The organism is Microcoleus vaginatus FACHB-2002 (assembly GCF_040004035.1).
GTDB lineage: Bacteria > Cyanobacteriota > Cyanobacteriia > Cyanobacteriales > Microcoleaceae > Microcoleus > Microcoleus vaginatus_C.
Genome location: NZ_JAMPLN010000005.1, coordinates 94579 through 118353, shown reverse-complemented (window position 1 = coordinate 118353; position 23775 = coordinate 94579). Strand labels below are relative to the sequence as shown.

The 23775-nt window shown below is 44.5% G+C and carries 16 protein-coding genes and 3 pseudogenes; 13 read left to right on the top strand and 6 right to left on the bottom strand.

The window, feature by feature from the left end; genetic code table 11:
• Nucleotides 1–374: 374 nt before the first annotated feature.
• The 3 genes and pseudogenes from NDI35_RS06355 to NDI35_RS06345 form a co-directional block, all read left to right on the top strand.
• On the top strand, nt 375–7040 hold the full coding sequence (locus NDI35_RS06355) for a translocation/assembly module TamB domain-containing protein (RefSeq protein ID WP_445311977.1): 6666 nt from the start codon (nt 375–377) through the stop codon (nt 7038–7040).
• 118 nt (nt 7041–7158) lie between these two features.
• Nucleotides 7159–7524 carry a hypothetical protein gene (locus tag NDI35_RS06350; RefSeq protein ID WP_445311976.1) on the top strand — a complete coding sequence of 122 codons (366 nt, stop codon included), beginning with the start codon at nt 7159–7161 and terminating at the stop codon, nt 7522–7524.
• Nucleotides 7525–7646: 122 nt separating this feature from the next.
• Nucleotides 7647–7745 (top strand): annotated as a pseudogene (locus tag NDI35_RS06345) (Rpn family recombination-promoting nuclease/putative transposase); the annotation flags it as partial.
• Nucleotides 7746–7761: 16 nt separating this feature from the next.
• Here NDI35_RS06345 and tnpC read toward each other — a convergent pair.
• Nucleotides 7762–9215: pseudogene (tnpC, locus tag NDI35_RS06340) on the bottom strand (IS66 family transposase).
• Nucleotides 9216–9459: 244 nt separating this feature from the next.
• Between tnpC and NDI35_RS06335 the strand changes: the two are divergent.
• Together NDI35_RS06335 and NDI35_RS06330 are read left to right on the top strand one after the other, a co-directional pair.
• On the top strand, nt 9460–9699 hold the full coding sequence (locus NDI35_RS06335; protein WP_445311975.1) for a hypothetical protein: 240 nt from the start codon (nt 9460–9462) through the stop codon (nt 9697–9699).
• Between the two features lie 24 nt (nt 9700–9723).
• Nucleotides 9724–10032, top strand: coding sequence for a Uma2 family endonuclease (locus NDI35_RS06330; protein ID WP_445311974.1), 309 nt, complete (start codon nt 9724–9726; stop codon nt 10030–10032).
• 161 nt (nt 10033–10193) lie between these two features.
• Here NDI35_RS06330 and NDI35_RS06325 read toward each other — a convergent pair whose 3' ends face one another.
• Nucleotides 10194–10400 (bottom strand): hypothetical protein, encoded by a 207-nt coding sequence (locus NDI35_RS06325; protein WP_445311973.1) that lies wholly within the window; start codon nt 10398–10400, stop codon nt 10194–10196.
• Nucleotides 10401–10456: 56 nt separating this feature from the next.
• Here NDI35_RS06325 and NDI35_RS06320 point away from each other — a divergent pair, with 56 nt between their 5' ends.
• The 4 genes from NDI35_RS06320 (at nt 10457) to NDI35_RS06305 (ending at nt 15949) form a co-directional block, all read left to right on the top strand.
• Nucleotides 10457–10849 carry a tetratricopeptide repeat protein gene (locus NDI35_RS06320; RefSeq protein WP_445311972.1) on the top strand — a complete coding sequence of 131 codons (393 nt, stop codon included), beginning with the start codon at nt 10457–10459 and terminating at the stop codon, nt 10847–10849.
• A 77-nt stretch (nt 10850–10926) separates the two neighbouring features.
• A complete protein-coding gene (locus tag NDI35_RS06315; protein ID WP_445311971.1) occupies nt 10927–12660 on the top strand; it encodes an FkbM family methyltransferase in 1734 nt (577 codons plus the stop codon).
• Nucleotides 12661–12690: 30 nt separating this feature from the next.
• Nucleotides 12691–14328, top strand: coding sequence for a glycosyltransferase family 9 protein (locus tag NDI35_RS06310; protein WP_445311970.1), 1638 nt, complete (start codon nt 12691–12693; stop codon nt 14326–14328).
• 52 nt (nt 14329–14380) lie between these two features.
• Nucleotides 14381–15949 carry a hypothetical protein gene (locus tag NDI35_RS06305; RefSeq protein WP_445311969.1) on the top strand — a complete coding sequence of 523 codons (1569 nt, stop codon included), beginning with the start codon at nt 14381–14383 and terminating at the stop codon, nt 15947–15949.
• A 60-nt stretch (nt 15950–16009) separates the two neighbouring features.
• Here the strand turns inward: NDI35_RS06305 and NDI35_RS06300 are convergent, their stop codons facing one another.
• From NDI35_RS06300 to NDI35_RS06290, 3 genes are all read right to left on the bottom strand, one after another.
• Nucleotides 16010–18253 (bottom strand): O-linked N-acetylglucosamine transferase, SPINDLY family protein, encoded by a 2244-nt coding sequence (locus tag NDI35_RS06300; RefSeq protein ID WP_445311968.1) that lies wholly within the window; start codon nt 18251–18253, stop codon nt 16010–16012.
• Between the two features lie 132 nt (nt 18254–18385).
• Nucleotides 18386–18937 carry a type IV pilin-like G/H family protein gene (locus NDI35_RS06295; protein WP_445311967.1) on the bottom strand — a complete coding sequence of 184 codons (552 nt, stop codon included), beginning with the start codon at nt 18935–18937 and terminating at the stop codon, nt 18386–18388.
• Between the two features lie 114 nt (nt 18938–19051).
• On the bottom strand, nt 19052–20371 hold the full coding sequence (locus NDI35_RS06290; RefSeq protein WP_445311966.1) for a class I SAM-dependent methyltransferase: 1320 nt from the start codon (nt 20369–20371) through the stop codon (nt 19052–19054).
• A gap of 188 nt (nt 20372–20559) precedes the next feature.
• Between NDI35_RS06290 and NDI35_RS06285 the strand changes: the two genes are divergently transcribed.
• Nucleotides 20560–20769, top strand: a complete 210-nt coding sequence (locus tag NDI35_RS06285; RefSeq protein ID WP_333289069.1) for a hypothetical protein — start codon at nt 20560–20562, stop codon at nt 20767–20769.
• A gap of 11 nt (nt 20770–20780) precedes the next feature.
• Here NDI35_RS06285 and NDI35_RS06280 read toward each other — a convergent pair whose 3' ends face one another.
• Nucleotides 20781–21359 carry a Uma2 family endonuclease gene (locus NDI35_RS06280; protein WP_333205615.1) on the bottom strand — a complete coding sequence of 193 codons (579 nt, stop codon included), beginning with the start codon at nt 21357–21359 and terminating at the stop codon, nt 20781–20783.
• A gap of 144 nt (nt 21360–21503) precedes the next feature.
• Between NDI35_RS06280 and NDI35_RS06275 the strand changes: the two genes are divergently transcribed.
• From NDI35_RS06275 to NDI35_RS06265, 3 genes and pseudogenes are all read left to right on the top strand, one after another.
• Entirely contained in the window at nt 21504–21692 is a 189-nt protein-coding gene (locus tag NDI35_RS06275; protein WP_445311965.1) for a hypothetical protein, read from the top strand.
• 105 nt (nt 21693–21797) lie between these two features.
• Nucleotides 21798–22415 (top strand): annotated as a pseudogene (locus NDI35_RS06270) (Uma2 family endonuclease).
• 178 nt (nt 22416–22593) lie between these two features.
• Nucleotides 22594–23769 (top strand): AI-2E family transporter, encoded by a 1176-nt coding sequence (locus tag NDI35_RS06265; protein ID WP_445311964.1) that lies wholly within the window; start codon nt 22594–22596, stop codon nt 23767–23769.
• Nucleotides 23770–23775 lie beyond the last annotated feature (6 nt).

Sequence of the window (23775 nt, the reverse complement as noted above, 5' to 3'; positions counted from 1 at the left end):
TATCTTAGAAGCGATCGGGCAACCAATCAGTCGATTTTAGATTTTAGATTTTAGATTTTAGATTTTCGATTGACGATCGATCCAGCACTAGCGGGATCGAGAGGATTTAGGGGAGTTGGAGGACTTGGTGTTAGGTCGTGTTGCGTGTTTTGATTAAGTTTAGTAAAGGTTATTGGACTCTGCCCCGGAGTAGGACGTGAATCTTGAAATTCGAGCCTTTGCGAGGGTTCTGCTAACGCGCGATCGGCACTTTCAGCCTCTGTTCTGAGTCTACCAAAGGCAGAAGGCACTCTGGCGAATCACAGAGATTATACCTGTCTAAAATCGGCTGATTCCCTATAATTGCTGAATTCTCTGATTTTTGAGAAACACCTATGACTAACTCGGACGATAACAAAAATCAACTCGCACCCCGTCCCCACCGCCGCTGGTGGCGTCTGCTGCTGCTTAGCGGTACGGGATTGGGCATTATCGCCTTGGTTGGGGCGGCGCTAGGATACCAGTGGGTGCGAGAAAAGTTAGCTCCTTTGGTGGAAACTGAAGTCAGTCAGTTGCTGAAGCGGCCTGTGCAACTCGGACGTTTGGAGAGATTTTCTCCGACAAGTTTGCGGTTTGGCCGATCGACTTTACCTGCAACTCCTACCGATCCCGATTACGCTTCTACAGAAGCAGTGGAAGTACAATTTTCGGTTTTGCAACTGCTCTTCACCCGCACTCTCAAATTAGATATTACTTTAGTTAAAGCCAACGCTTATATCGAACAGGATGCTCAAGGCCGCTGGGTTAATCTTCCAACTGCGGAGGAGAAATCTCCGGGTTTATTTAAAACTGAAGTTGAGGCAATTCGAGCTGAAAATGTCGCCGCAGTTTTGGTGCCGAGTCCCGCAGTCGGACAGAAAACTTCGGCTCCGATTTCTGTAAGCTTGAAAAATGGCAGTGTTCTATTTCGCGACCAAAATCAGCGCGTTCTCTACGAACTTAACGGTCAGTTTACTAACAGCGATAATTTTATAGTAAAAGCTGATTCTCTGTTACCTGCGGCTCAAACTAACCTACAGTTGCAAGGTCAAAATTTGCCTTTGACCGAGCTCGATCGCTTGCTGAAAGTTCCCGGTATTTCTTTACAAAAAGGTCTGGCTAACGGCAATTTGACCGTTCAATTGCGAGACAATAAAGTATCGGGAATTACCGGAGCAGCTAGTTTTGGGGGAGTGCAAGCGAGTATTTCCCCGCTGAAACAAATTATACAAAATAGCAGCGGTCAGTTGCGGTTTCAGGGAACTAATTTGATTGTCGATAGTCTGGCAGCTAATTACGGTTTAATTCCGCTGAGAATAGCAGGAACAGTTGCCACTGGAAATAATTTTAATTTGGAACAAGCTAACTTCAATCTGATAACTAACGTGCAACCAGTTGCTTTGGCAAATATTGTCAGTGCGGTGGAGACAGAGTTAGGGCAGAAAGTAGTATTGCCGGTTCCTGTTGCGGGGGAATTGAAGGCGGATGCCAAGCTGACTGGAACAGTTGCAATGCCGGTGCTGACAGGTACGATCGCCTCGACAAAACCCGCTACAGTCGATCGGCTGCAATTAAACAATATTAGCACTAATTTCAAATTGGAACGCGGGAGAATGGCTCAAACCCCAACTCCCAATTCTCAATCTTCTATTCCCCCGTTTTCCTCTTTAGCATTGACTTTGGGTGATATTTTGGTAGTGCCGGCGGCGGGTGGTAAAATTGGCGGGAAAGGTGAAGTCGATATCAGGTTGGGAAGTGAGAATTCGCGATCGGGTTTGGTGTTTGACTTCCAAGCTGAAAACGTGCCGGCAGATGCGATCGCCCAAATTTACGCTCTCCCGATTCCTGCTACTGTTACAATTGGCAGTGTCTCCGCAAAAGCTCAAATTTTCGGCCCGTTAGATAACATTCAAGCTAGAGTTCAATGGCAAGCACCGCAAGGGACTTTCCCCGCTGCAGGCGAAATTCGAGCCGGAGGAAATTCGGCGGATTTGCAAAATACAGTTGTGAAAATAGGCGACGCTTCTGTTAACGTGGATGCGGCGCTAAAAGACCGTCAGTGGCAAGCTTTGATTGAGGGCGATGGCGTGGATCTCAACAGTTTGCAGCAAGTCCTGCCAGACCTTAATTTGCCTCCTGAACTAGCCGGTTTGTTCAGCGGAACTGCAGAAGCTGCGGGAACTCTGGACGATTTGAGTTTAAATGCGATCGCGGCAACAGGCAAAGGAAGGCTGAATATTGCTGACAGTATTGTTGATGTTAATGGCGAACTAGAATCGGGTAACTGGCAAGTTTTTGGCAACACTGAAGAAGTAGCTGTCAATCAATTAATTGATATTGGATTGCCGTTTTTAGCCCAGGAAACGACCGCAAATCTAGACAATCTAAAAGCTAAAATCCAAAATCTAAAATCGCTCGGCGGGCAGCTAGCAGGTGAATTTCGAGCGACGGGCAATGTTGACAATTTGACTGCTGGCGCCATCAATGTTACTGGCAACGGTAGGCTCAATTTTGCCGATAGCAATGTCAATTTAAACGGAGAATTGGTAGCGGGAAACTGGCAAGCAACAGCACAAACAGATCGCACTTCCATCAGCCGCTTGGTAGATTTGACACTGCCGATTTTAGATGTGGCTTCAGCATTCAATCCCGAAAATCAGCAAGCCGCCAATATCAACAATCTAAAATCTAAAATCCAAAATCTCAAATCGATTGACGGACTGCTATCGAGTCAATTTACAGCATCGGGAAGTCTTGACAATTTGACGGCTAGCAGCATCAATGCCAGCGGCAGCGGCAGACTCAATCTTGCCGGCAGTGATGTTAATTTTAAAGGAGAATTGGCAGCGGGAAACTGGCAAGCAACAGCAGAAACAGATCGCACTTCCATCAACCGTTTAGTAAATTTAGGATTGCCGCTGTTAGATGTTGGTTTAGCTTTCACTGCTGACAATCCCCAAACAGTCGCCAATATCAACAATCTAAAATCCCAAATCCAAAATCTCAAATCGATTGACGGACAAATATCGAATCAAATTCAAGCCAGCGGCAGTCTTGATAATTCAACCGTCCCCGACATAGCCGTCAACAGCAGCGGCCAACTCAATATAGCGGACGGTACTATTGCTTTTAGAGGTAAATTAGAAGATAGACGCTGGCAAGCTTTCGCCGATGCCGATCGAGTTATTCTCAGTCGCTTAGAACAAACAATCCGCAATACCCAACTCTTTACCCTAGCGGCGACTTTGCCTGAAGGATTAGACGGCAGAATTAACGGCCAATTCCAAGCAGCGGGTAGTTTGGATAACTTGACAGCCAAGGGAATTAGTGCTAGCGGAGAAGGAGTGATTGTGGTCGATCGACTCGGGGCGATCGATACTACGGCTAAATTAGAAAACGGCAACTTGCAAGCATTGCTGGAAACGAACGGAATTGCCGTCAGTAATTTAGAACAAACCCTCAAACAAACAGGTTTGTTGACAGCGGATTTACCGCCAGAAATTGAGGGAACCCTCGACGGCCAAGTCAGCATTTTGGGAACACTAGATAATCTAACCGCCAACGGCATCACCGCCAATGGCGACGGACAAATTAGACTCGCCAACGGCGGAGGAATTGTCAATGCTAAAGGCAGCGCCACATCGGGGAATTGGCGGGCGTCAATCGAGGGCGAGCAAATTGCTCTAAGTCGCTTCCAGCAAGCCTTTGAGTCGCAGCGACAAAGCTTGCAAAGCGGAGGTGTAGTCTCCAGTACCCAAAATCTCCCCCAGCTTGGAGGACTGTTTAACGGCAATATCAATTTATCCGGCGCGATTGCCGGTTCCCCGCAAACAGTTCGCGCCGGTGGCAGTTTTCGCATCTCAGAATTGCCGTTTTTGAAACAACCTTTTGAGGCAGTATTTAATTGGGACGGCAAACGGGTGGAAATTGAGAACGCCACAACTCCGGGTTTGACAGCAAACGGCTTTGTTAACGTCGAACTCAAAGGTCAAGGAGGGCCCTCAATTTCCAACGTAGATTTGGATGTCAAACTCGCCAACTTTAACCTGGAAGCCTTACCAGCAGAACAACTAGGATTTTTGACACCAACTAATGTCAACAATCCTTCACAGAACAACCAGCCTCTGCGCGGCAATGTCGATTTTACCGGCCGCCTCAGCGGCACCCTCGCCGCCCTCAGCTTAGTGGGCGACGTGGAAGTGCGGGATTTAGCAGTAAATCAAGTCGCTTTTGACCCGGTACTGGCGGGGAGTGTGAATGCGGATGCTGGGAAAAGTGTAGATTTGCGTTTGGCCGGCGCAAGCGACAAAATTGAAGTAGCTTTAAATCAATCTTTTCTGCCGACATCTTTCTTAATTCAACGCGGGGAATCCGTGGCTAGGGGCCAAACCGAGGGAGAAACTTTGCGAGTTAATTTAAGCGATTTTCCCCTCGCTGCTTTGAATCTCACACCGGGGAAAGAGGCCGGTTTGGGGCCGATAACCGGTACGGCGTCGGGACAAGTGAATGTGTCCGGTTGGAAGATGCCGTTAAATCCGGCGACTTTGCAAGCAAGCGGACAAATTGCGATCGCCCAACCGGCGATCGGCTACATTAAAGGTGACAGTTTCCAAGCCGAATTCAGCTACGCTAACGGCAGCGCTACTCTCACAAATGGCATATTCCGCCAAGGCAGCGGTCAATACTTAATTTCCGGCAATGTTCAAACAGGTGCAAACCCGCAATTTGCCGGGAAAGTTAACGTCCAGCAAGGCAATTTGCAGCAGGTTTTAACCGCTTTGCAATATTTCAATTTAGGCGACTTGGCTAGAGGCCTAAAACCTCCCGTTTACGGTGACAGTGGCGACGTGCAAACTGTGGCAGTGGGAGAACCAGAAGCCCCGCTAATCGAACAGTTGCGCCGCTTGGCAGAAATTGAAACAATTTTGCAGCAGCAGCAGGCCGTGGAAGCATCAGAAAAATTGCCTCCCTTATCCCAATTGCAAGGCACTTTTGGTGCGGAAATTGCTGTCGCCGGTTCTTTGCAAACGGGTGTGGAAGCTCAATTTAATGTGAAAGGTGATAACTGGCAGTGGGGAGAATATGTCGCCGAACAGTTCAGCCTTGAAGGCAGTTTTCAGGACGGGATTTTAACTGTTTTGCCTTTGGAAATTCGATCGGGAAAAAGTGCGATCGGCTTTTCGGGACAACTCGGGCAAAAAGCTCAATCCGGGCAGTTGCGGGTAGAAAATGTGCCCGTGGAAGAGTTGGCAAAACTGGTGGAATTGCCTTTTGTAGATGTCACGGGAAATTTGAATTTGCGGGCGAATTTGGCCGGCAGTTTGGAAAACCCGCAAGCCACCGGGGAATTGAGTTTGCTGGAAGGTACGCTAAACGGAGAACCGATTAAACAAGCCGACGGCAGTTTCAGTTACAGCAACGCCCGCCTGAATTTTGGCGGCAGCGCTTTGGTAACTCAAACCGAACCGATTGAAGTGCAGGGAAGTTTGCCTTTTGAGTTGCCGTTTGCAGCGGTGAAAGCTGATAGCAATCAAATTGATTTGAGGGCGAATTTGCAAAATGAAGGTTTGGCAATTATTAATGTATTGACTCCGCAAGTTGCGTGGGTCAGCGGCCAGGGACAGGTGCAAATTCGCGTGGGAGGGACGCTGCAAGACCCTGTAGCGCAAGGAATTGCGAATTTTGAAAATGCAACCGTCCGCGCGCAAGCCTTCCCAGAACCGCTGACAGGGCTGACTGGGACGGTGCGCTTTGAGGGCGATCGTATTCGGGTAGAGGGAATTCGGGGACAGTTGAGTCAGGGACAAGTTGTGGCCCAGGGTGTAATTCCGCTGTCTGTGCCCTTCGCGGAGGGCGATGTCGATGTGGATAATCCTTTGGCTGTAAATTTAGACAAGTTGGCAGTGAACCTCAGAGGATTGTACAGCGGCGGCGTAGTCGGTCAAGTGCAGGCAAGGGGCACGGCTAGGCGTCCGCAGTTGAGCGGTAATATTGAACTGTACGACGGTGAAGTATTTCTCCGGAGTCCCGGCGGCGGCACAACTCAGTTAGCTTCTTCCTCTTCTGATTCTGATTCTGATTCCACATCTTCTGCTTCCCCTGCGACTGAGGTTTCTGATTCCCCTACTACTGAGGTTTCTCCTTCTCCTGCTACTCCGACTTCCCCTCCCTTTGAAGTTGGATTGAACGATTTGCGGCTGAATTTGGGCCGGGGAATTCGGGTAACGAGTGCGCCGATATTGAGTTTTCAGGCGACTGGGGGCTTGACGGTGAATGGAACTTTAGATGACCTTCGCCCGGAGGGTACGATTCGGTTGACTTCCGGGTCGGTGAATTTGTTTACAACGCAGTTTAGACTCGATCGAGGATACCCGCAGACTGCTACCTTTGTACCAACACAAGGACTCGATCCGACGCTGGATGTGAGATTAGCAACTTCGGTGCAGGAAGTAACGCGGTTCCGCACTCCCGGCACATCTGTAGCCTCTGAAATAGCAGACGAACCGACAAGTTTCGGCAGCGTGCGGAGTGTGCGAGTTCAAGCGTTAGTGCAGGGAAGGGCTTCTCAGTTGGGGGAAAATCTGGAGTTGAGGAGTTCTCCGAGTCGATCGGAAATAGAGATTGTAGCGCTGTTAGGTGGCAGTTTCGTGGAGACTTTGGGACAGGGAGACAGTACGCTGGCGATCGCAAATTTAGCCGGTGCGGGTTTATTGAACAACATTCAATCTGCGGTTACAAACGCCACAGGATTGAGCGAATTTCGCTTATTTCCCACTCGGATTAGAGGCAACGAAGCACAAACTGCTAGTTCCAGTTCGGGTGCGGGTTCTCTCGGTTTAGGTTTAGAAGTTGGGTTTGACATCACGCGCAATATTTCTGCATCAATCATTCGAGTTTTGTCAGCAAATCAACCGACTGAATTTACTGTGCGCTATCGATTGAGCGATAAAATTTTACTCAGGGGTTCGAGTAATTTTCAAGGAGACAACCGCGTCACTGCTGAATATGAATTGAGGTTTTAGGCATCCCCCAACAGCCAACAGCCAACAGTTACCAATTTCTCAGTAATTTGCTATAATAGTTAATAGCAGCAAATTGGTGCTGCTAACCCCACACACAAGGTTATAGGAGTTAAGTCAAATGGCAAACAAACTCCAAGTAAAAACAGAGTCGATCGGCTACAGCGACTTTTACTGGAACCGCTTTAGTCCGAGAGTGGCGACTATCAGTAGCGTCCGCAACGCCAATCACTGGGACGGCGGATTTATCACTTATATTGCATTTCCCACCAAAGTAGAAGCTACAGCAGCAATGAAATATTTGCTCTTGCATCAAAAAGCTGCTGATGTCGATATGCGGAAAGCCAAGCGAATGAAAGCAAAAGGCATTAGGTGGGAACTCAAAATTCGGGGTTTAGCTTTTAATGAAGTGCTGAAGCTGGCGACGATGGATATAACTGGAAAGCTAGTTATGTCGCCTGCAGCTACTACTGAAGCCACAGGCTGATAATTGATTGAAAAACTTCGTAGTTGCGCTAAGCGTGCTAAAGCGCAACTACCAACCTAAAAATCCCTGAAATATTGCATTTTTCTTCTTCCTTCTTCCCTTTTCCCTCTTCCTTCTATAATATGCGTTTCATCAGTCCCCAAACAGACTTTGCATTCAAAAAAAAATTCGCTTCTTCCGAACATCCAGAAATTTTAATCAGCTTTCTAAATGCAATGCTGTAGTAAGGATTCAGGTCTAAGATTGGGGAACAAGAGAAGGCATGAAAAAGTTACAATAATGGGCAGATATAGCCTTAAGGAAAAAAGCCATTGCACTTTTACCTTGAAACCGACAAGTCTGAATCACTGATAACAAATCAGCAGTTTGTTCAAACCGAAACATCGATGGGGAACCACCAGATACCTTACGTTTAGTCACGGCTAATCGTAGAGAACGTTCCGCTAAATTATTGTCAGGAGGAATGGATGGGTGGTCTAAAAAATACCACCATTAGTGCGCTTTCTCACGTAACGAGCGCAGTAAAAGTCCCGCAGCATGACCAACAAGACCTTGCCAAGTATTTAACAATGCTGCCAGTCTGGTCTTAAAGTCCCTCGCCCAAGCATGATAATCAAGTTCTTCAGGGTGGGAGCGCCCTGAATTCGATGTTGTCGGAATGCCTCATCAATTAAATCCAAGAACGCAGACGCAACTACTGTGTTGTTACCGTGGCCCAGAAGCAGAACTTTCTTAAAATGTCGCCGTAGATGGGCTAAACATTTCTGCTGCGCTCCCACCTCAACACCGTTGTAGACACTGAAATCGTCAGAGCTCAACACTGAGCGCAAATTCCGAACCCAGCATTGTCTCTAATTCAGCTCTGCTGCGAGTGTCTGCCGCATGGAACAGGCAAAAATTTTGACCCGTGGCTGTCCACAACCATTCTTTGATGCCCTTAACACACCACGGGGTTTTATCGACATGGACGGAAAGCTTGTAACGGTGCTTATTTCCGTAAGTCTTCAACGGCTGGCTTTACAGCATCAGCTACCCGGGCGTTGGTTGCTTGTAATGTTCCGCTCCCTATTTCGATGCCACCTAGTTCCCGCATGAACTCTTGTTGCTGGGAGTAAGATATGTGCCCATAATTACCTAGCCATACCAATAATGCTTGTAGGTCGATACTCAAGTCTTGTCCTGGCACGATACCCGGTGAGATGGCTCCGAGCGCCATTGCTCCACATTCTAGGCATTGACATTTGACTCGTTGATATTCCACCACTTCAATTGGTAAGGCTGCTAAACACGCTACTTGCTGGTTGCTATAACCCATCATCTCACTTAATTCTCTGCTGCCACAATGCTCGCTCATTGTCAGGAGTGCTGATTTGATATCTATCTACTCGCTCAAACCCTTTTCGGGTTTTGCCGATATGTCCAGGCTGTCCTCCTGGTTTAGGCTTGGGTTCTGTTTCTGATTCTTTTGAGCTATCGAGAGCGACTGTCTCTGATTTCTGTATGAGAGCGCTTGATGGGGGTTTCGATGATGTTTTGCTATTGGTGGGCTGTTTGTCTTTAAGTTTTTCGAGTTCTTGTTGTAATTTTTCAATCAGCTTTTGTTGGGTCAGCACAATTTTGACCAGTTCCTCACGGCTCAACTGGTCAACTATTTCCATTTTTAGTGCTAATAACTCTGATTTTTCGCTCATCTGAGTACATTATCATATTTCTCGGTTCTCAAGCGACTATTTTTCACCTGAATCCTTACGTCAGGGCATCGATCCTGATGGCATTTGAGGGTGTGAAAGGTCGAGCGATTTTAGATTTTAGATTGAATAATTGGGAATCAAGGAGCCAGAGCGATCGATTTTACAGTTGAGATTTTCGATTTTGGATTGGGAATTAAGGAGCGCCATGACTGCAATAACATTATAAGAGAAATTAGAGCAGCCGTTGCTATTTCCATGGTTAACTTGGGAACAATTCAAAACCTTAGAACCGATGCTGGATATTCCAGAGGTTCGGCTGTCATTTTTAGATGGGATACTGGAGATTCACAAAAAGGCTGGAAGAAAACACGAAATAGCCAAGGGACGTATCGGTGCGTTGGTAGAAACATATTTGCTAAATGCAGGCTTCGATTACACTCCAACTGGTTCATTGACATTAGAAAATGAATCGCGACTGGTGTAGTGTGAAGCAGACAAATCTTACGAATTGGGTACTGACAGAGAACGTCCCGATTTAGCGATCGAAGTTGTCGTCACTAGCGGCGGAATTGATAAGCTAGAGGCTTACAAACGGCTGCCAATCCCTGAAGTCTGGTTTTGGGAAAACAGCCGACTGTCTCTGTATGCTCTCAGACAGCAAGCATACGAAGAGATTGCGAGTTCCCAATTGGTTCCAGAACTCGATATTGGTTTACTCGTCAGGTGTGTTAATATGCCGAGTCATGTTGAGGCAATTAAGGAATTCAAAAGGGCGATAGTTCTCAATACTACCAACAGGAACCTAGCTATCAATTAATTACTAAAAGTCGCAGTGAAGTGCTGCAACTGCCTTGAGAAATAGATGGAAAAATTATCGGTTTTTATCGGAAAGATAATGGATAAAAATTACGGCTTCCTGATAAATTACCCTCAGCAATAGAAGCGGAACGCCAGCGTGCTGCTGAACTCGAATCTTTGCTAGCGCGTTACCGAGATCGGTTTGGTCAATTGGCTGAGAGTAACGGGTAAAAAGTAAGGGTGCGATCGCCCTTCACCAATCTCGATCGCCCGCGTGTTATTGTTACCTAAATGTCCTTGACAAATCTTAGATTTTGTGTAAGAGCTAGAATAGGTTTCAAATTTTAAATGGCGAAGGGCGATCGTTTTGCGATCGAACTTGGGCATTCTAGAGATTAGGTGCTTTGCGAGTGCCTGGAAAACAGCGACACCAAGAGTTAGCAATGGAAAGTACACAGAAAAAATCTAGTGATAGTCGGGTTCATCGGAGCGATCGAATTAAGCAGATTTTTGCGTTAGTATCAATGATTGGCTTTGGTGGTTCGGCAATTTTTGGTATGGTGAGTCTGTTCGGCAGCGGTTTGAGCAGTCAGCACCAGCAAAAACCGACGACTGCTGCTGTTTCTCAGGAATCTTTGCTGGCGGCGCAGGAACGGGGATATGAAACGGTTTTGCAGCGGGAACCGCAGAATCAGACGGCTCTGGAGGGCTTGGCAAATGTGCGGTTGCAGATGAATAATAAGGTGGGGGCGATCGAGCCTTTGGAGAAGTTGGTGAAGCTAAATCCTGACAGAGCTGATAATAAACAGCTTTTGGGGCAGGCGAAGGGGAAGTAGTAGCGGAAAGGGCGATCGGTAAAGGGTAAATCGAAACAAAATCGAGCAGTCATCATTTTTACGTACCAATAATTATTATGTTTTTCCTCCCAAGTTTAAAGAAAAGCGGTAAGTTAGACAGAGTTTACCTCACCGTATGTATTGTTGGTTCACGCAAAATTGAAAAGCAGGACGATTATGCCAGTCGAAATTGGGATATTTTCGCCCCTAACTTAACTATTTATGGATTTGATGCAGATGTAGAAGCTTGCGAGCAAGCTAATGCTGACCTCGAAGCTAGAAAAGTCAATTGGACTGAAAACCATATTCCCTTAGCTCTTAGCAATACAGAGGGAAACGCCACACTTTATGTAACTAAATATCCCGGATGTAGTTCTTTGTATCCGCCCAATGAGTCATATATGCAGCGGTTTAACGGGTATATAGATTTAATTCAATTAAATCGTACTATCGAAGTTGAAACAACAACTTTAGATACTTTTTGCCAATCCGAAAATATTAAAGAAATTGACTTTATTCATCTTGATGTTCAGGGTGGAGAACTTTCAGTTTTAGAAGGAGCTTCTGAAATTTTAGGCCGGAGCATTCTCGCAGTTTACAGCGAAGTTGAGTTTACGGACATATATGTCAATCAACCTCTGTTTGGTGATTTAGATGTGTATTTGAGAAACCAAAGTTTTACACTCTTTGATTTAATTGTTAGTACGGGACGTGCAGTTCGCACAACTTCACCTATTACTTCTTCAAACCGTCCTGGCTCATTAGTATGGGCTGATGCCTTTTATCTCCGGGATTTGATGCGCCCCAACTTAAATACACATTTACAGACACCTGAGCGAATTTTGAAGCTGGCTTGTATAGCTGATGTCATGGACTATACTGATTATGCCCTAGAGCTTCTGGAGTATCTTACTCTGAATTATGGCAATGACCCAAATTATAATTTGGCTGATAATATTATTGAAAGTTTAGCTCAAATTCCCGAACTGGTAAACCAAGGGCTAGAAAATCTGCCAATAGTAAATCGTCTTCGAGACTACATAAGCAGTAATAATGTATATTTAAGGAATACTAAAACTCAAATTAAAAAGACCACAAATCGGATGATATCTCGCGCCGCTAATTTAATTAATAAATCAGATAGGGACGCGCCTCCTAAACCATCTGTATGTAAATTCTTGAAATTTCGAGATGAAATTTATAAATGTACTGATTATCTACATAGAAATGGCTATGCTTCCCATAATCTTTTCTGTAAAGACTGGGATATCGCTCACATCATCTTTGATTTATCAGACGGTAATCTTTTAGATATGGGTAGTTCTGACTCTTATATTTTAAAGAATGCGGTTTTGAAAAATGTTCAAGGTGAAAAATATGGGATTGACCTTCAACCTCCTGATGTGCCTCTGGAAGAAGTCAAATATATGGTTGGAGATCTCATGGATACCAAACTTCCCGATCATTACTTCACCAATATAACTTGTCTTTCTGTCATAGAACATGAAGTAGATTTCAAAAAATTTGCCACAGAAGTTTCCAGACTTTTGATCGAAAATGGCAAATTGTATGTAACTTTTGATTATTGGACACCGAAACTCAAGCCAGACTTCAAGCTTTACGATAAACTCTGGAATCCTTTGGATAAAAACGATACGAAAAACTTGATAGAAGAATGTAAAAGTTGTGGTTTAAATTTAGTTGAGCCTGTAGATTGGTCTTTGGGAGATGCAGTAATCAAACCTGGTTACTTTTCTCCGGGAGCGAATATCAGCTATACCTTTGGAATGCTGGTTTTTCAAAAAAATTAGTCTCTATCAAACTACTGTTTTTCAAAAACGATGAACAATTCTATGATTAATTACGGTAAACGAATCCTACTGGGCCAGCTTGGATCTAATGGAGATTGTCTTTATACAACTATATTAGCTCGACAAATTAAGCAGGATTATCCCAATTGCCATCTGACTTGGGCGATTTCATCTATTTGTAAAGGGACAGTTGAAGAAAACCCATTTGTTGATGAAATTTGGGAAATTCCTTTAGCTGGTTGGGCTGACATGGGAGCAGCTTGGTATGATTTTGAAAACCAGGCAAAAGCTCGCGCTGAGCGTGGTGATTTTGATGAAATATTTTTGACCCAAATTTATCCCAACAACTTTCAAAATTACGACGGTACTGTTCGTCCCTCTATTTTTCGGGCTTATCCAAAACCTATAACTGTTCCAATACAGAATATTTTAAAACTGCGAAGCAATGAGGTTGAAAAAGTCCAAACTTTTGCCGAAAAGCATAATTTGCAGCAATCCCGTCATGTAATTTTGTTTGAATGTGCATCGAAAAGTGGTCAGTCTTTTGTTACACCTCAATATGCTTTATATGTAGCTCAAGGGATAATTTATCTGCTACCAGATTGCCAAGTTATTCTTTCATCTAATTTCCCAATTCCTCAAGGAAATCCCGGAATTATTGATGGTAGCACTCTTACTATGAGGGAAACTGCTGAATTGACTAAGTATTGTCACCTTTTTATCGGCTGTTCAAGTGGCATCACCCAAATAGCACTTACAGACTGGGCTAAACCATTACCAATGATTCAGTTATTGTCAAAATCAACATCGGCTTATGGTTCTATTGCCCATGATTTTGACTATTGGGGAATGTCATCAGAACAAATTTTAGAGATGACTGATGTACCAGTGGAACACTTAATTGAATGTATTTACACTGCTTTTACAAAAGGTTTTTCCCAGGCACGCAGTGAGTTTCACCAACAAGTTGTTATTGATTTTAATTACTATTTAGGCTATGTAAAGGGTTTTATTCTACAAAGAACAGAACAGTATTTCAAAGCGGTTCGCTCAATCTTATATACGGTAGAGCGATACGGTTGGCATCCCCAGTTAAAATTATTTGTACAAACTGAATTAATCCCGAAAATATGTCCTGGTAAAAAATTGCCAGTTACCGATGAAGACTACAGTAAATTGTTACAAGAGTGGATTGATAATTTTAACAAAGACTACGCATGGGCCGATGAGGGAGTGCCTCAGCATCGAATAGTTGAGGCTCTCAGTAACGATCTCGGATTAAGAGATATTAATCTAATTATATTTCCTGACTGGAACCAGTCAGAAGACTTAATCGCGGAGGATTTAACAGGTGTCATCAAAGCTACTATGGATCACCCGGATAAAAGTGAGATCACTTTACTGATAGAGACTACCAGCATTTCTGATGAAGATGCCAATCTACTTTTATCTAGTGTGGCGATGAATCTACTGATGGAAGAGGATTTAGATGTTTCTGAGGGACCGGAAATTTCACTGATTGGGCGGTTAACTGAAATTCAGTGGGAAACTCTGATGACTTGCCTTGATGGTAGAATTATATTGGATAATGAGAATCGAGAGGCGATCGCGCTTGCGAAAATTGAAAACATTCCATCATATCAGCTTAATAATCTAGCCATAACCTAGTCAGGAACATAATAGCTAGCAAAGATGTGATAATACCAGCAAAAATTGTTAGATGTCTACAGCAAAATTAACTTTTGAATATAGCAGAAACAAACCTGTATTTTTTTATTTTTGTGAGAATCAATTTTCTCATTTGGGTGTATGTTTAGCTGAAGGCTTTAAAGAACTCGGGATACCCTTTTATTCAAATGTCAACTATTGGCAGATTGCACCCGACGAACCCGACAAATATCTCTGCTGCTACAATGCAGATGTAGTGCCCGATGATTCTTCTATTGTTATAGTTACTCAAGGATGGCTAATCAATAACATATCTTGTCTGCAAGATATTTTTCACCCCAATCGACAGTATATTGCTGTCTATCTAGATGATATGGATGGTCCTACTATTTGGAACCCAGAGTTGAATAATTTTGACTTGAGGTTGAGGACTCACTATAACAGTCAGTCTCAATATCCTTTAAACTGTAGAGTTTGGGCTTTCGGACTGTCGAATCGCATACTTCAAGAAACAAGTGAACTCTCTACATTTAAGGAAAGAAAAAAATCCTTGCTTGTTAATTTTAGAGTTACTCAAACTATTCTGGAAATTTCCCGTAGTTTGCTGAAAGCTGACATGGGATTTCTTAAGGTCGATTTGGGGGCGATAATAATCGATCGGTCACTGAGGGAAATAATTAGCGAAGAGTTCTTACCTTTAATTCAGAAAGTTTTGATCCTCAATAATACTGGGGAAAATTTTGAGGATTCTCCATTGGGAGCCTATCACTATTTGCAGTGGGTACAAACGGGTAAGCGCCACTATCCCAATTATTACAAACGACTGAAAAAATCTGTTGGATGTGCGTGTTTTGGAGGTTATATAAATTCTAACGTTCCCACAGGACAACCTATCGCAGAATGGTGGGATAGTTGGCGGTTTTGGGAGTCATTAGTGGCGGGATGTGTGACCTTTCATGTCGATTTCGAGAAGTATGGAATTCAACTGCCAGTGATGCCACAAAACTGGCGGCATTACATAGGAATTGACCTAGACAACATTCATGATACAGTCGATCGCATTACTGATAACCCAGAAATTTTAGAAACAATTTCTAAAGAAGGTCGGCAGTGGGCAATTGAAAATTACGCTCCTGTTCCCACAGCTTTGCGCTTTCTTGAAATGCTCGGTTGTTACATTCAGCAAAATGAAGGCGGGTCAGCAGCCTTGTCGCTGTCGATGAACTTGAGAGAGATTAATCTAATTGTTTTCCCAGATTGGTCGCAGCCAGAAGAGTCTCTTGGTTTGGAATTGGAACGAGTGGTGAGGGCGATCGCCACTCACCCAGACAAAAGCAAGATGACTCTCTTAGTAGACAGCAGCAATATTTCTGACGAAGATGCTAATCTTGTTTTATCAAGCGTAGCGATGAATCTTTTAATGGAAGAAGATTTAGATGTTTCTGATGGGCCGGAAATTTCACTGATTGGACAGTTGAGCGAAATTCAGTGGTCAGTTCTGATGCCGCGCCTGCATGGGAGAATTGTATTGGAGAATGAGAATAGAGAGGCGATCGCTCACGCAAAAGCCGAGAACATTCCCTCATTAGAACTAGACCGTTTTATGAAGGAGAGTTACTGATGAATCGATCGAATTTGTGCAGCAACTGGCTGCACAAACTACTCACTGGAATCAGCACCATCAATGATTTTTGTCAAGATATATCTGCCACATTTGCTCGTAAGCTTTCTCCATTTCTCGCGTAAATTGCTTGCCATTCCAAAGCGGAGAAGTTTGCCTTGACTGCCGCAGCTTCCACGAAATTTGTTGCCGCAAAGCAGCATCTTTCCCTAAGCGAATTCCCCATTCCACATATTCTTCATGCGTCCAAGCAATACCCTCGGTCACTCCTGCATTCATCATCATAGTGTAGCTGTTGCGAGCTGCAAACTGCTGCCCGACTCGCGTCACCAAGGGAATGCACATCCAAAGAGTTTCTAGAGTGGTTGTGGCTCCATTATAGGGATAAGTATCCAGAACTACATCCGCAATACCTAAGTTAGCTCGGTGAACTTCCTCTGAAGTAACTGTTGGCAAAAATCGCAGACGATCGCCCTCCAAACCCTCTTCTTCGGCAAGCTGGTTAAAAAACTGTTTAATGGATTTTTCGTCAGCCACCCCTTTAATTAAAAAATAACTATTCGGCACTTCCTTCAAAATTTTCATCTGTAGTCGCGCTGTGTCATGATGGCGCTTGTAACCGCTCTGACTACTGAGATACACAATAGCATCGTTAGGAATCTTCAACTGATCGCGACGTAATGTTGGCACTCCAACTTCAAAACCATCCACAGCTATGTAAGTCTGGGGCAAGCGCCAGATTTTTTCACTGTAATAATTCTGGGCAGACTCCGGCAGCACGTATGGATCGGCAATAAAATAGTCAATTGCAGGCACTCCTGACGCATCCCAACCCAACCAAGTGACTTGAACGGGCGCTGGTTTCATCGCCATCACTTCACAGTTAATGTCTAGAGTAATACTGTCGAGATCGATCAGAATATCAATCTCATCTTTATCGATTTGCTCGGCAACGTTGGTACTGACAATCCCGCACCGATAGGCTTTATCAACGTGATTGACATACCATTCTTGTAAAAAGTGATCGGTATTAACATAATTGAGAAAATAAGCATGAATTTGAAAGCGATCGCGATCGTGGTGCTGAAACAGCCATCGCGCTAGCCAGCCCACAGAATGCCTTCTCAGGCAGTGGGACACATAGCCAATCTTCAGTGGCTTAGCAGAAATGCCCCGGCTTTTTCGAGCTAAGTGTCGCTGTCTGTACCCCTCTATCTGCTCATTGTTGTTGTTTTGAACGTTGAGTTGGCATAGCTGAGCCAATTGGTTGCTAATGTTTCTAGCATTTCTTGGCTCGTCCTGAAAGTATGGGTAAAAAAAGCTAGTAACAAATAAGTCGTCAACAGTCGATAAGTTAAGCGATGTCGGCTGCTCTGCTATCAGCAACTCCTGATCGGACTTGAGCCGCTTGAGTATCGCACAAGCTTCTTCCCAGTATCCGCCTGCACTCATCAACCCCCGCAAAATCAGGTGATTCGCATAAACTTTAGCGGGTAACTCTTGTATTAATGAGTAGAAAAGCTTAGCTGTCTTTATCCCCCGATCGTATTCACCCGCATTCTGATAAAAACAAGCCAAGTGGCGAACCATCTCAGGATGCTCTGAATCTAAACGCAAAACCAGTTCAGCCAAGCGTATTGCTACTCTAGTTATTTTTAATATATAGCCTAGCTCGCAAGCGGTTTCTAATAAAATTCTGATATAAACTTGAGGTTCGCGGACATGAGCCAGACAAGCTTCTGCAAACTCCAGCGTTGACGGATGCGAGGGTTCGCAAGCCAAAACACTTTGCAATACTTGCATCAACAGAGCTGCGTCAACCTCAATTGCAGGCTCTACCTGTAGCAACTCGATTAAGCCAACTGAAGTCAGTTCATCTCCTGTAAAAGTCTCAAGCCGGATGAAAAGCTCAATCAAACGCAACAAGTTGTTAACATCCGCCGGATTAATTTCCCTGATATGCTGCCGAATTGCCCAAGCAACAGAGTAGTCTGACAAAACCTCCCGGCGCTCTGCTTCCATTTGCAGCACATCTAACAGTTGAGCAGTCCATTCCTCAACTTGTTCCGATTCCCCGTCGGCCATGCCCAGCAGCCAAGTCGTTTGGGCTTCCATCTCTTGCCCCTGCAAAAGCAAAATCAACCCCAAGTGCCAGTAGTGGGACTTAGTTTCCGGCTCCGCTGCCATTGCCTGCTCGTAGAGGTTTGCAGCCTGAGTGTAATCTCCTTGGATTAGATATTGACGGGCTTGTTGCTGCCAATCAGCTAGAACAGTCGATGAAATGTTTTCTAAAGAGATTGTCATAGTAATAGTTATTGAAGCTTTCCAGTTTTTATAAACCTCCTGAATAGCAATGGGTAGTGTAAACAACACTACCCACTTTCTTCAAAGATTCAGGTTAGGCTTGCAGGAACAATCCCTGCTTTGATGGCTTTCCTACTTCGACACTACGGTATAGTTAGTGTTGTCGCAACCTAAGGTAGCAGGAGTAGCAGGCGTATTTGCCAATGTCGGAGGAGTATTAGTAGCCACCTTGCTTTCGCACAAGACTGCCGTGCTGCTTTTGTCAACTGAGCCTGGCGGTACAAGTAAGGCTACTGATCCTATATACGATTTGAGTACAGTGCCTATACCTGTCGCGAGATTCCCAACCTGGGTAGTGTTTTCGTCAATACCCGCTGCTGGTATAACGTTGTATTTATAGTTCTCGGTCTGAGTTCTAATGCCAAGCCCCAGAACCTCCACGTTTGAGCCAAATTTACCGCTTTCAGCAAAATTTGCTTGCTGAGCACGGTTCATGGAACCAGCGTACTGCTTAGCTTCTGATTGTTTGGCTTTGTTAGCTTGGTTGAGGAAGGAAGGCAAAGCAATAGCAGATAGAATACCGATGATGATGATAACGACCAGCAGTTCAATCAGCGTAAAACCCTTATCCTGTCTTTTTTGATTGAGGTGTTGCAGGAATCTGGCTTTAAATTCAGTTTTCATTGGTTGTTTCTCCTAGAGGGGTGGGATGCTCGATTTCTAACTCTTATATGTAACTTACCCAGTTACCAGCCCTTTAATATCACCCCAAACTATTTTTTTTTTCAAGTCCTGGCTTTAATGCTCCAAAAGCACATACAGAAAGACTTCTAAGCTCATCAAGAGTTCCTTGATTTCATTGAAGGCTCTCTCCTGATTCACAGGTTCCAGAGTTACAAGGTCTAGGGGTCTGAGGTTGAGCCAGCGCTCCGCTAAGGATATCACAGGCTGCGCGCCCTCCCACAGAGGCAGCAAGCAAGCTGCCATACTGCTCTCTATTAAAATGGGCACTAAGGTTGGCGAAGTGACATAACGGCTAATCAGGAAGGAACTCTGGTTAGTGATAGATTTAATCAAATCTTCTTTTAACTGGGGAGTTCTGAGCTGAGGATGCAGATGCACCTTTGCCTGCTGCCAGTCAGCCACAGTCCATTCTGAAACTGGTACAAACGACTGAGCTTGGTTGGGAAGACCGCACCAGAAGTCTATCAAACGATGGACTGGATGTAAAAGTTCAAACAGGTGCAGCCGTTCTTCTACAGAAATTTCTGGCAAGCTCATTGCCAGAAATGCAGGTATGTTATTTGGCTCTTTGAACAAATCCGTCAAGTCCCACAATCGCCAACTCACCATGCTAATAAATTCTAAATCAGCATTTCTTAATGCTGAAAACACTTCAGGTATAGTATAGCCCTGATCTCCCAACAGCAAATAGTTAGCCAGCATCCATTCTTCGTTTTTTTCGGCTGGAGAACCCCATGTTCTTGCCTTAATAGCCACGTCATCTTTTAGGTCTTGGATAATTTCTTTTGCTAACTCTATTTCCATCTCTCTAGGATTATCATCCATTAATCCCATGATTTTGAATACTTTTTGAACTGCAAAGTAAGAACTTCGCTGGAGGGAGCTGTGGAGGTTGGTGCGAATAATTCCATCTGGTTTCAAAACAGATTTCATGGCTTGCAATCCGACAACTGCGTCTGGCAAGAGATAAAGCACCTCGTCACAGTTGATATAATCAAACTGCTGGTTTAAGCTAGGCAGTTCTTCAATTGACAGAGCATGAAACTCCATATTCTCAAAGCCGTGATATTGCAAGCGCTGTCTGGCTAGCTTAACAGACTCTTCGGATAAATCGATGCCAACAATTTTGGCTCCCGGATTTGCCTCTGCCAAAATTAACGATTTGTACCCGCTGCCGCAGCCGGCATCTAAAATAACTTTTCCTTCAGTTTCTATGACTTTCTGATTTCTTATATAGTAAGCTGTTACCAAATTATGCAGATAGAGAGTCTGATAGCTATTCTTAGGAGATGTCTCTAGGGGAATTCTAGGATAAGGGGCCTTGTCAAATTGTTGACGAATTTTCTCTATTAACTCTGATTCTTGGGTATCCATTCTTAATCGCTCCTGATGTTGCTAAATTGTGATGTGGTACTCCCTATTCTAAGATGTAAAGGTATCTGATCCCCGCCTCGGCTGGAAAAAGCGATCGCCCCTACCTCACGTCCCAATTGCAAGCCCGCCCGCAACACATACTTGCAATAATAGTCTGAAAACCGATCGCCCAACCCACTACCAGCTCCATGAACACCAACATCAGCCCCATCCTCAAAGTATTCACCCTTTCCGCCGCCCTTTCCCTGGCCATCAAGTACGCAGGGCCTAGCTTATCCATACCCTCTACCGACCTCAACGCCCTAATCGCCGTCTTTACCCCCAGTATCATCCTAGCTGCTATCCTCGGCTGGCGATCGCCCCAACCTACTCAAATCAAGTTAAGCATAAAAAAATAGGTGCGATCGCCCTAACCAGAAATTCCCCTCCTAAACTCCCTCATCGCTTCCACACTCGAAGCCATCAGCAAGCAGCGACACAATAAGTTAATATCTAAATCTGGCAAAACAACACTTGAATAAATTTTTTCATAACCCTCAGAACCCAAGCGATACATAGCCAATACACCATCCTCCCAGAACCAGACTTCAGAAACTCCCAATACTCGATAGCGCTGCAATTTTTTGACAGTACCGCTAGTGAATATAACCTCTACAGATAAATCGGGAGGAGTTCCAGTTGACCTACCAATAAGATATGATTCGTCAGGTTGTGCTGAAGCTTCGCCTTCTGTTTCTAGAGTAAGGCTTCCTGTAGGTTTAAATTCAATATCTTTGATGTCAAAGTAAAGAGCCAAAAGAATAGTGAGGGTGCGACTTATCGCTTCGTGGTCTTCGGAAACTGCCAAGATTTCTACCTCTCCTTTGTAATAAAACAACCTGATGCCAGGGGAGTCAGAAAACCCCTGTTCAATTAGCTTGAACTGTTGCCAGCTAATCCCGGAATGAATGAACCGTTGGTCTAGTGGCTGTAAAAGTGTCTGTGTCATCATGCGAACCTCAATCTAGTTCTGGGTTTAAAACAACATTCATCGCCTCTTTCCTGTTAAAAACTCTAAGGCGCGATCGCAGCCGCAACACAATACTTGCGATAATAATCTCAATGCCTAATTATACAACCAACTACCAGGTCCATGAACACCAACATCAGCCCCATCCTCAAAGTATTCACCCTTTCCGCCGCCCTTTCCCTGGCCATCAAGTACGCAGGGCCTAGCTTATCCATACCCTCTACGGACCTCAACGCCCTAATCGCCATCTTTACCCCCAGTATCATCTTAGCTGCGATCCTCGGCTGGCGATCGCGCCAACAGCAGCAGTAGAGACACAATCAAAAAGTGCGATCGCTACTTGGTCTTTAGACTGTGTTTTTGCCCAAATCTTAATTCCCCGTACAGCTTATCACAAGCAAACTTGAGGCACTCACCATGATTCAAACCATAACAGAATTAGTAACATTCGATGAATTCATTGACTGGTATCCTGAAAATTCCGAACACCACTACGAACTGCACAATGGAGAAATTGTTGAGAGGCCAAAAGCAACAGGTAAACATTCTAAAGTGGCCGGTTTTAGCGCACTGAAAGTCGGAATTGAGATTGAGCGTCTCAATTTGCCCTACTTCATCCCCAAAGAATGCGTCATCAAACCCATGCACGAGGAATCGGGATAGGAGCCAGATATAATTGTACTTAACGAACAAACCATTGCAAACGAGCCACGATGGGAAAAATCCTCAGTTATCACAATGGGTGCATCAGTCCCCCTAATCGTCGAGGTAACTAGCACTAATTGGGGTGATGATTATGCCCTAAAGCTTGAGGCATATGAGTCAATGGGTATTCAAGAATATTGGATTATAGACTATCTAGGATTGGGCGGCAGACGGTTTATTGGCAACCCCAAACAACCCACTTTTTCGATTTACCAACTAATTGACGGGGAATACCAAGTCAAACTGTTCAGAGGCGGCGACTCAATAGAGTCCCCAACTTTCCCTGAATTGAAGCTGACAGCGCAGCAGGTGTTCGCAAAAGGGAATTGAGGAGGCTGCTTGTACTGATGTCCGAGTAGGGGTATCTGATTAAAGATGCGATCGCCCGCATCTAAGGTATCTTATAGAGATGCGATTTATCGCTTCTGGGCTGCAGAGCAATTACCAAGCTGCAATTCCAATACCCTATTCCTCAATCTAAAATCTAAAATCTAAAATCTAAAATCTAATGAAGCTAGGACAGTGGATGGGCTTATTAGCCCTCATCGCATCTTGTTACATCCTGTGGCAAATCAGGCAGGCCCTACTACTGCTGTTTGCCGCCGTAGTCTTAGCCACAGCCTTAAACAGACTAGCACGCTACTTACAAAAATTCGGACTCAAAAGATCGATCGCTGTACTCTTATCAGTTAGCTTCCTAATCCTCGTATTCGTAGGCTTATTCCTGATAATTGTACCGCCTTTTACCCAACAGTTTCAACAACTTACCCAACGAGCCCCTCAAGGAATAGAAAGATTAAATCAGTGGATTGATCAATTTGAGGGTCGCTTTTCAGGACAATTTGGCCAGCGACTACCCAATCTTGATGTTAACGACATCATGCAACAACTGCAACCTTTATTCAACCAACTCGTCGGCGGTGCAGGAGCTTTTGTCGGCAACACATTAGGCGTTATTCTCAGCTTTTTGCTCGTCATAGTTTTGACCTTGATGACATTAGCCGAACCTCTATCTTACCGCAAAGCATTCATCCAACTATTTCCCTCTTTCTATCGGCGACGAGTCGATGGCATCTTAGATGAATGCGAAATAGCTCTCGGTCGATGGGTAATCGGCGCTTTAATTAGCATGAGTGTCATCACTTTTCTGAGTTTAATTGGGTTGTCAGTATTGCAGGTTCCCCTAGCTCTAGCTCACGCTGTTTTAGCGGGCTTGCTGAACCTAATACCCAATATCGGGCCGGGTTTAAGCGTCATTCCCCCAATGACGATCGCACTTTTAGACTCTCCGTTAAAATCCGGTTTTGTGCTGATCCTTTACTTTCTCATTCAACAATTTGAAAGTAACCTCCTCACCCCCTACGTCATGGCACAGCAAGTATCACTGCTGCCAGCAGTAACATTAATAGCTCAAGTATTCTTCGCCACTTTCTTTGGATTTTTAGGCTTATTGCTAGCCCTCCCCCTCACCGTTGTAGCTCAAGTTTGGATTAGGGAAGCCCTCATTAAAGATATTCTAAACCAGTGGAGTGCCAGTCCTAAAACCTTAGCAGCAATCGATTCTGCTATGAATGAAAAACATGAATCTATAGGAGTCACCGAAACCCTGCCAGAAAAATATTTACCAGAACAGAAACCCAACATCCCCGATCCGGCTGAAAATGAGGCTCCTGACAATCAATAGTTAAGG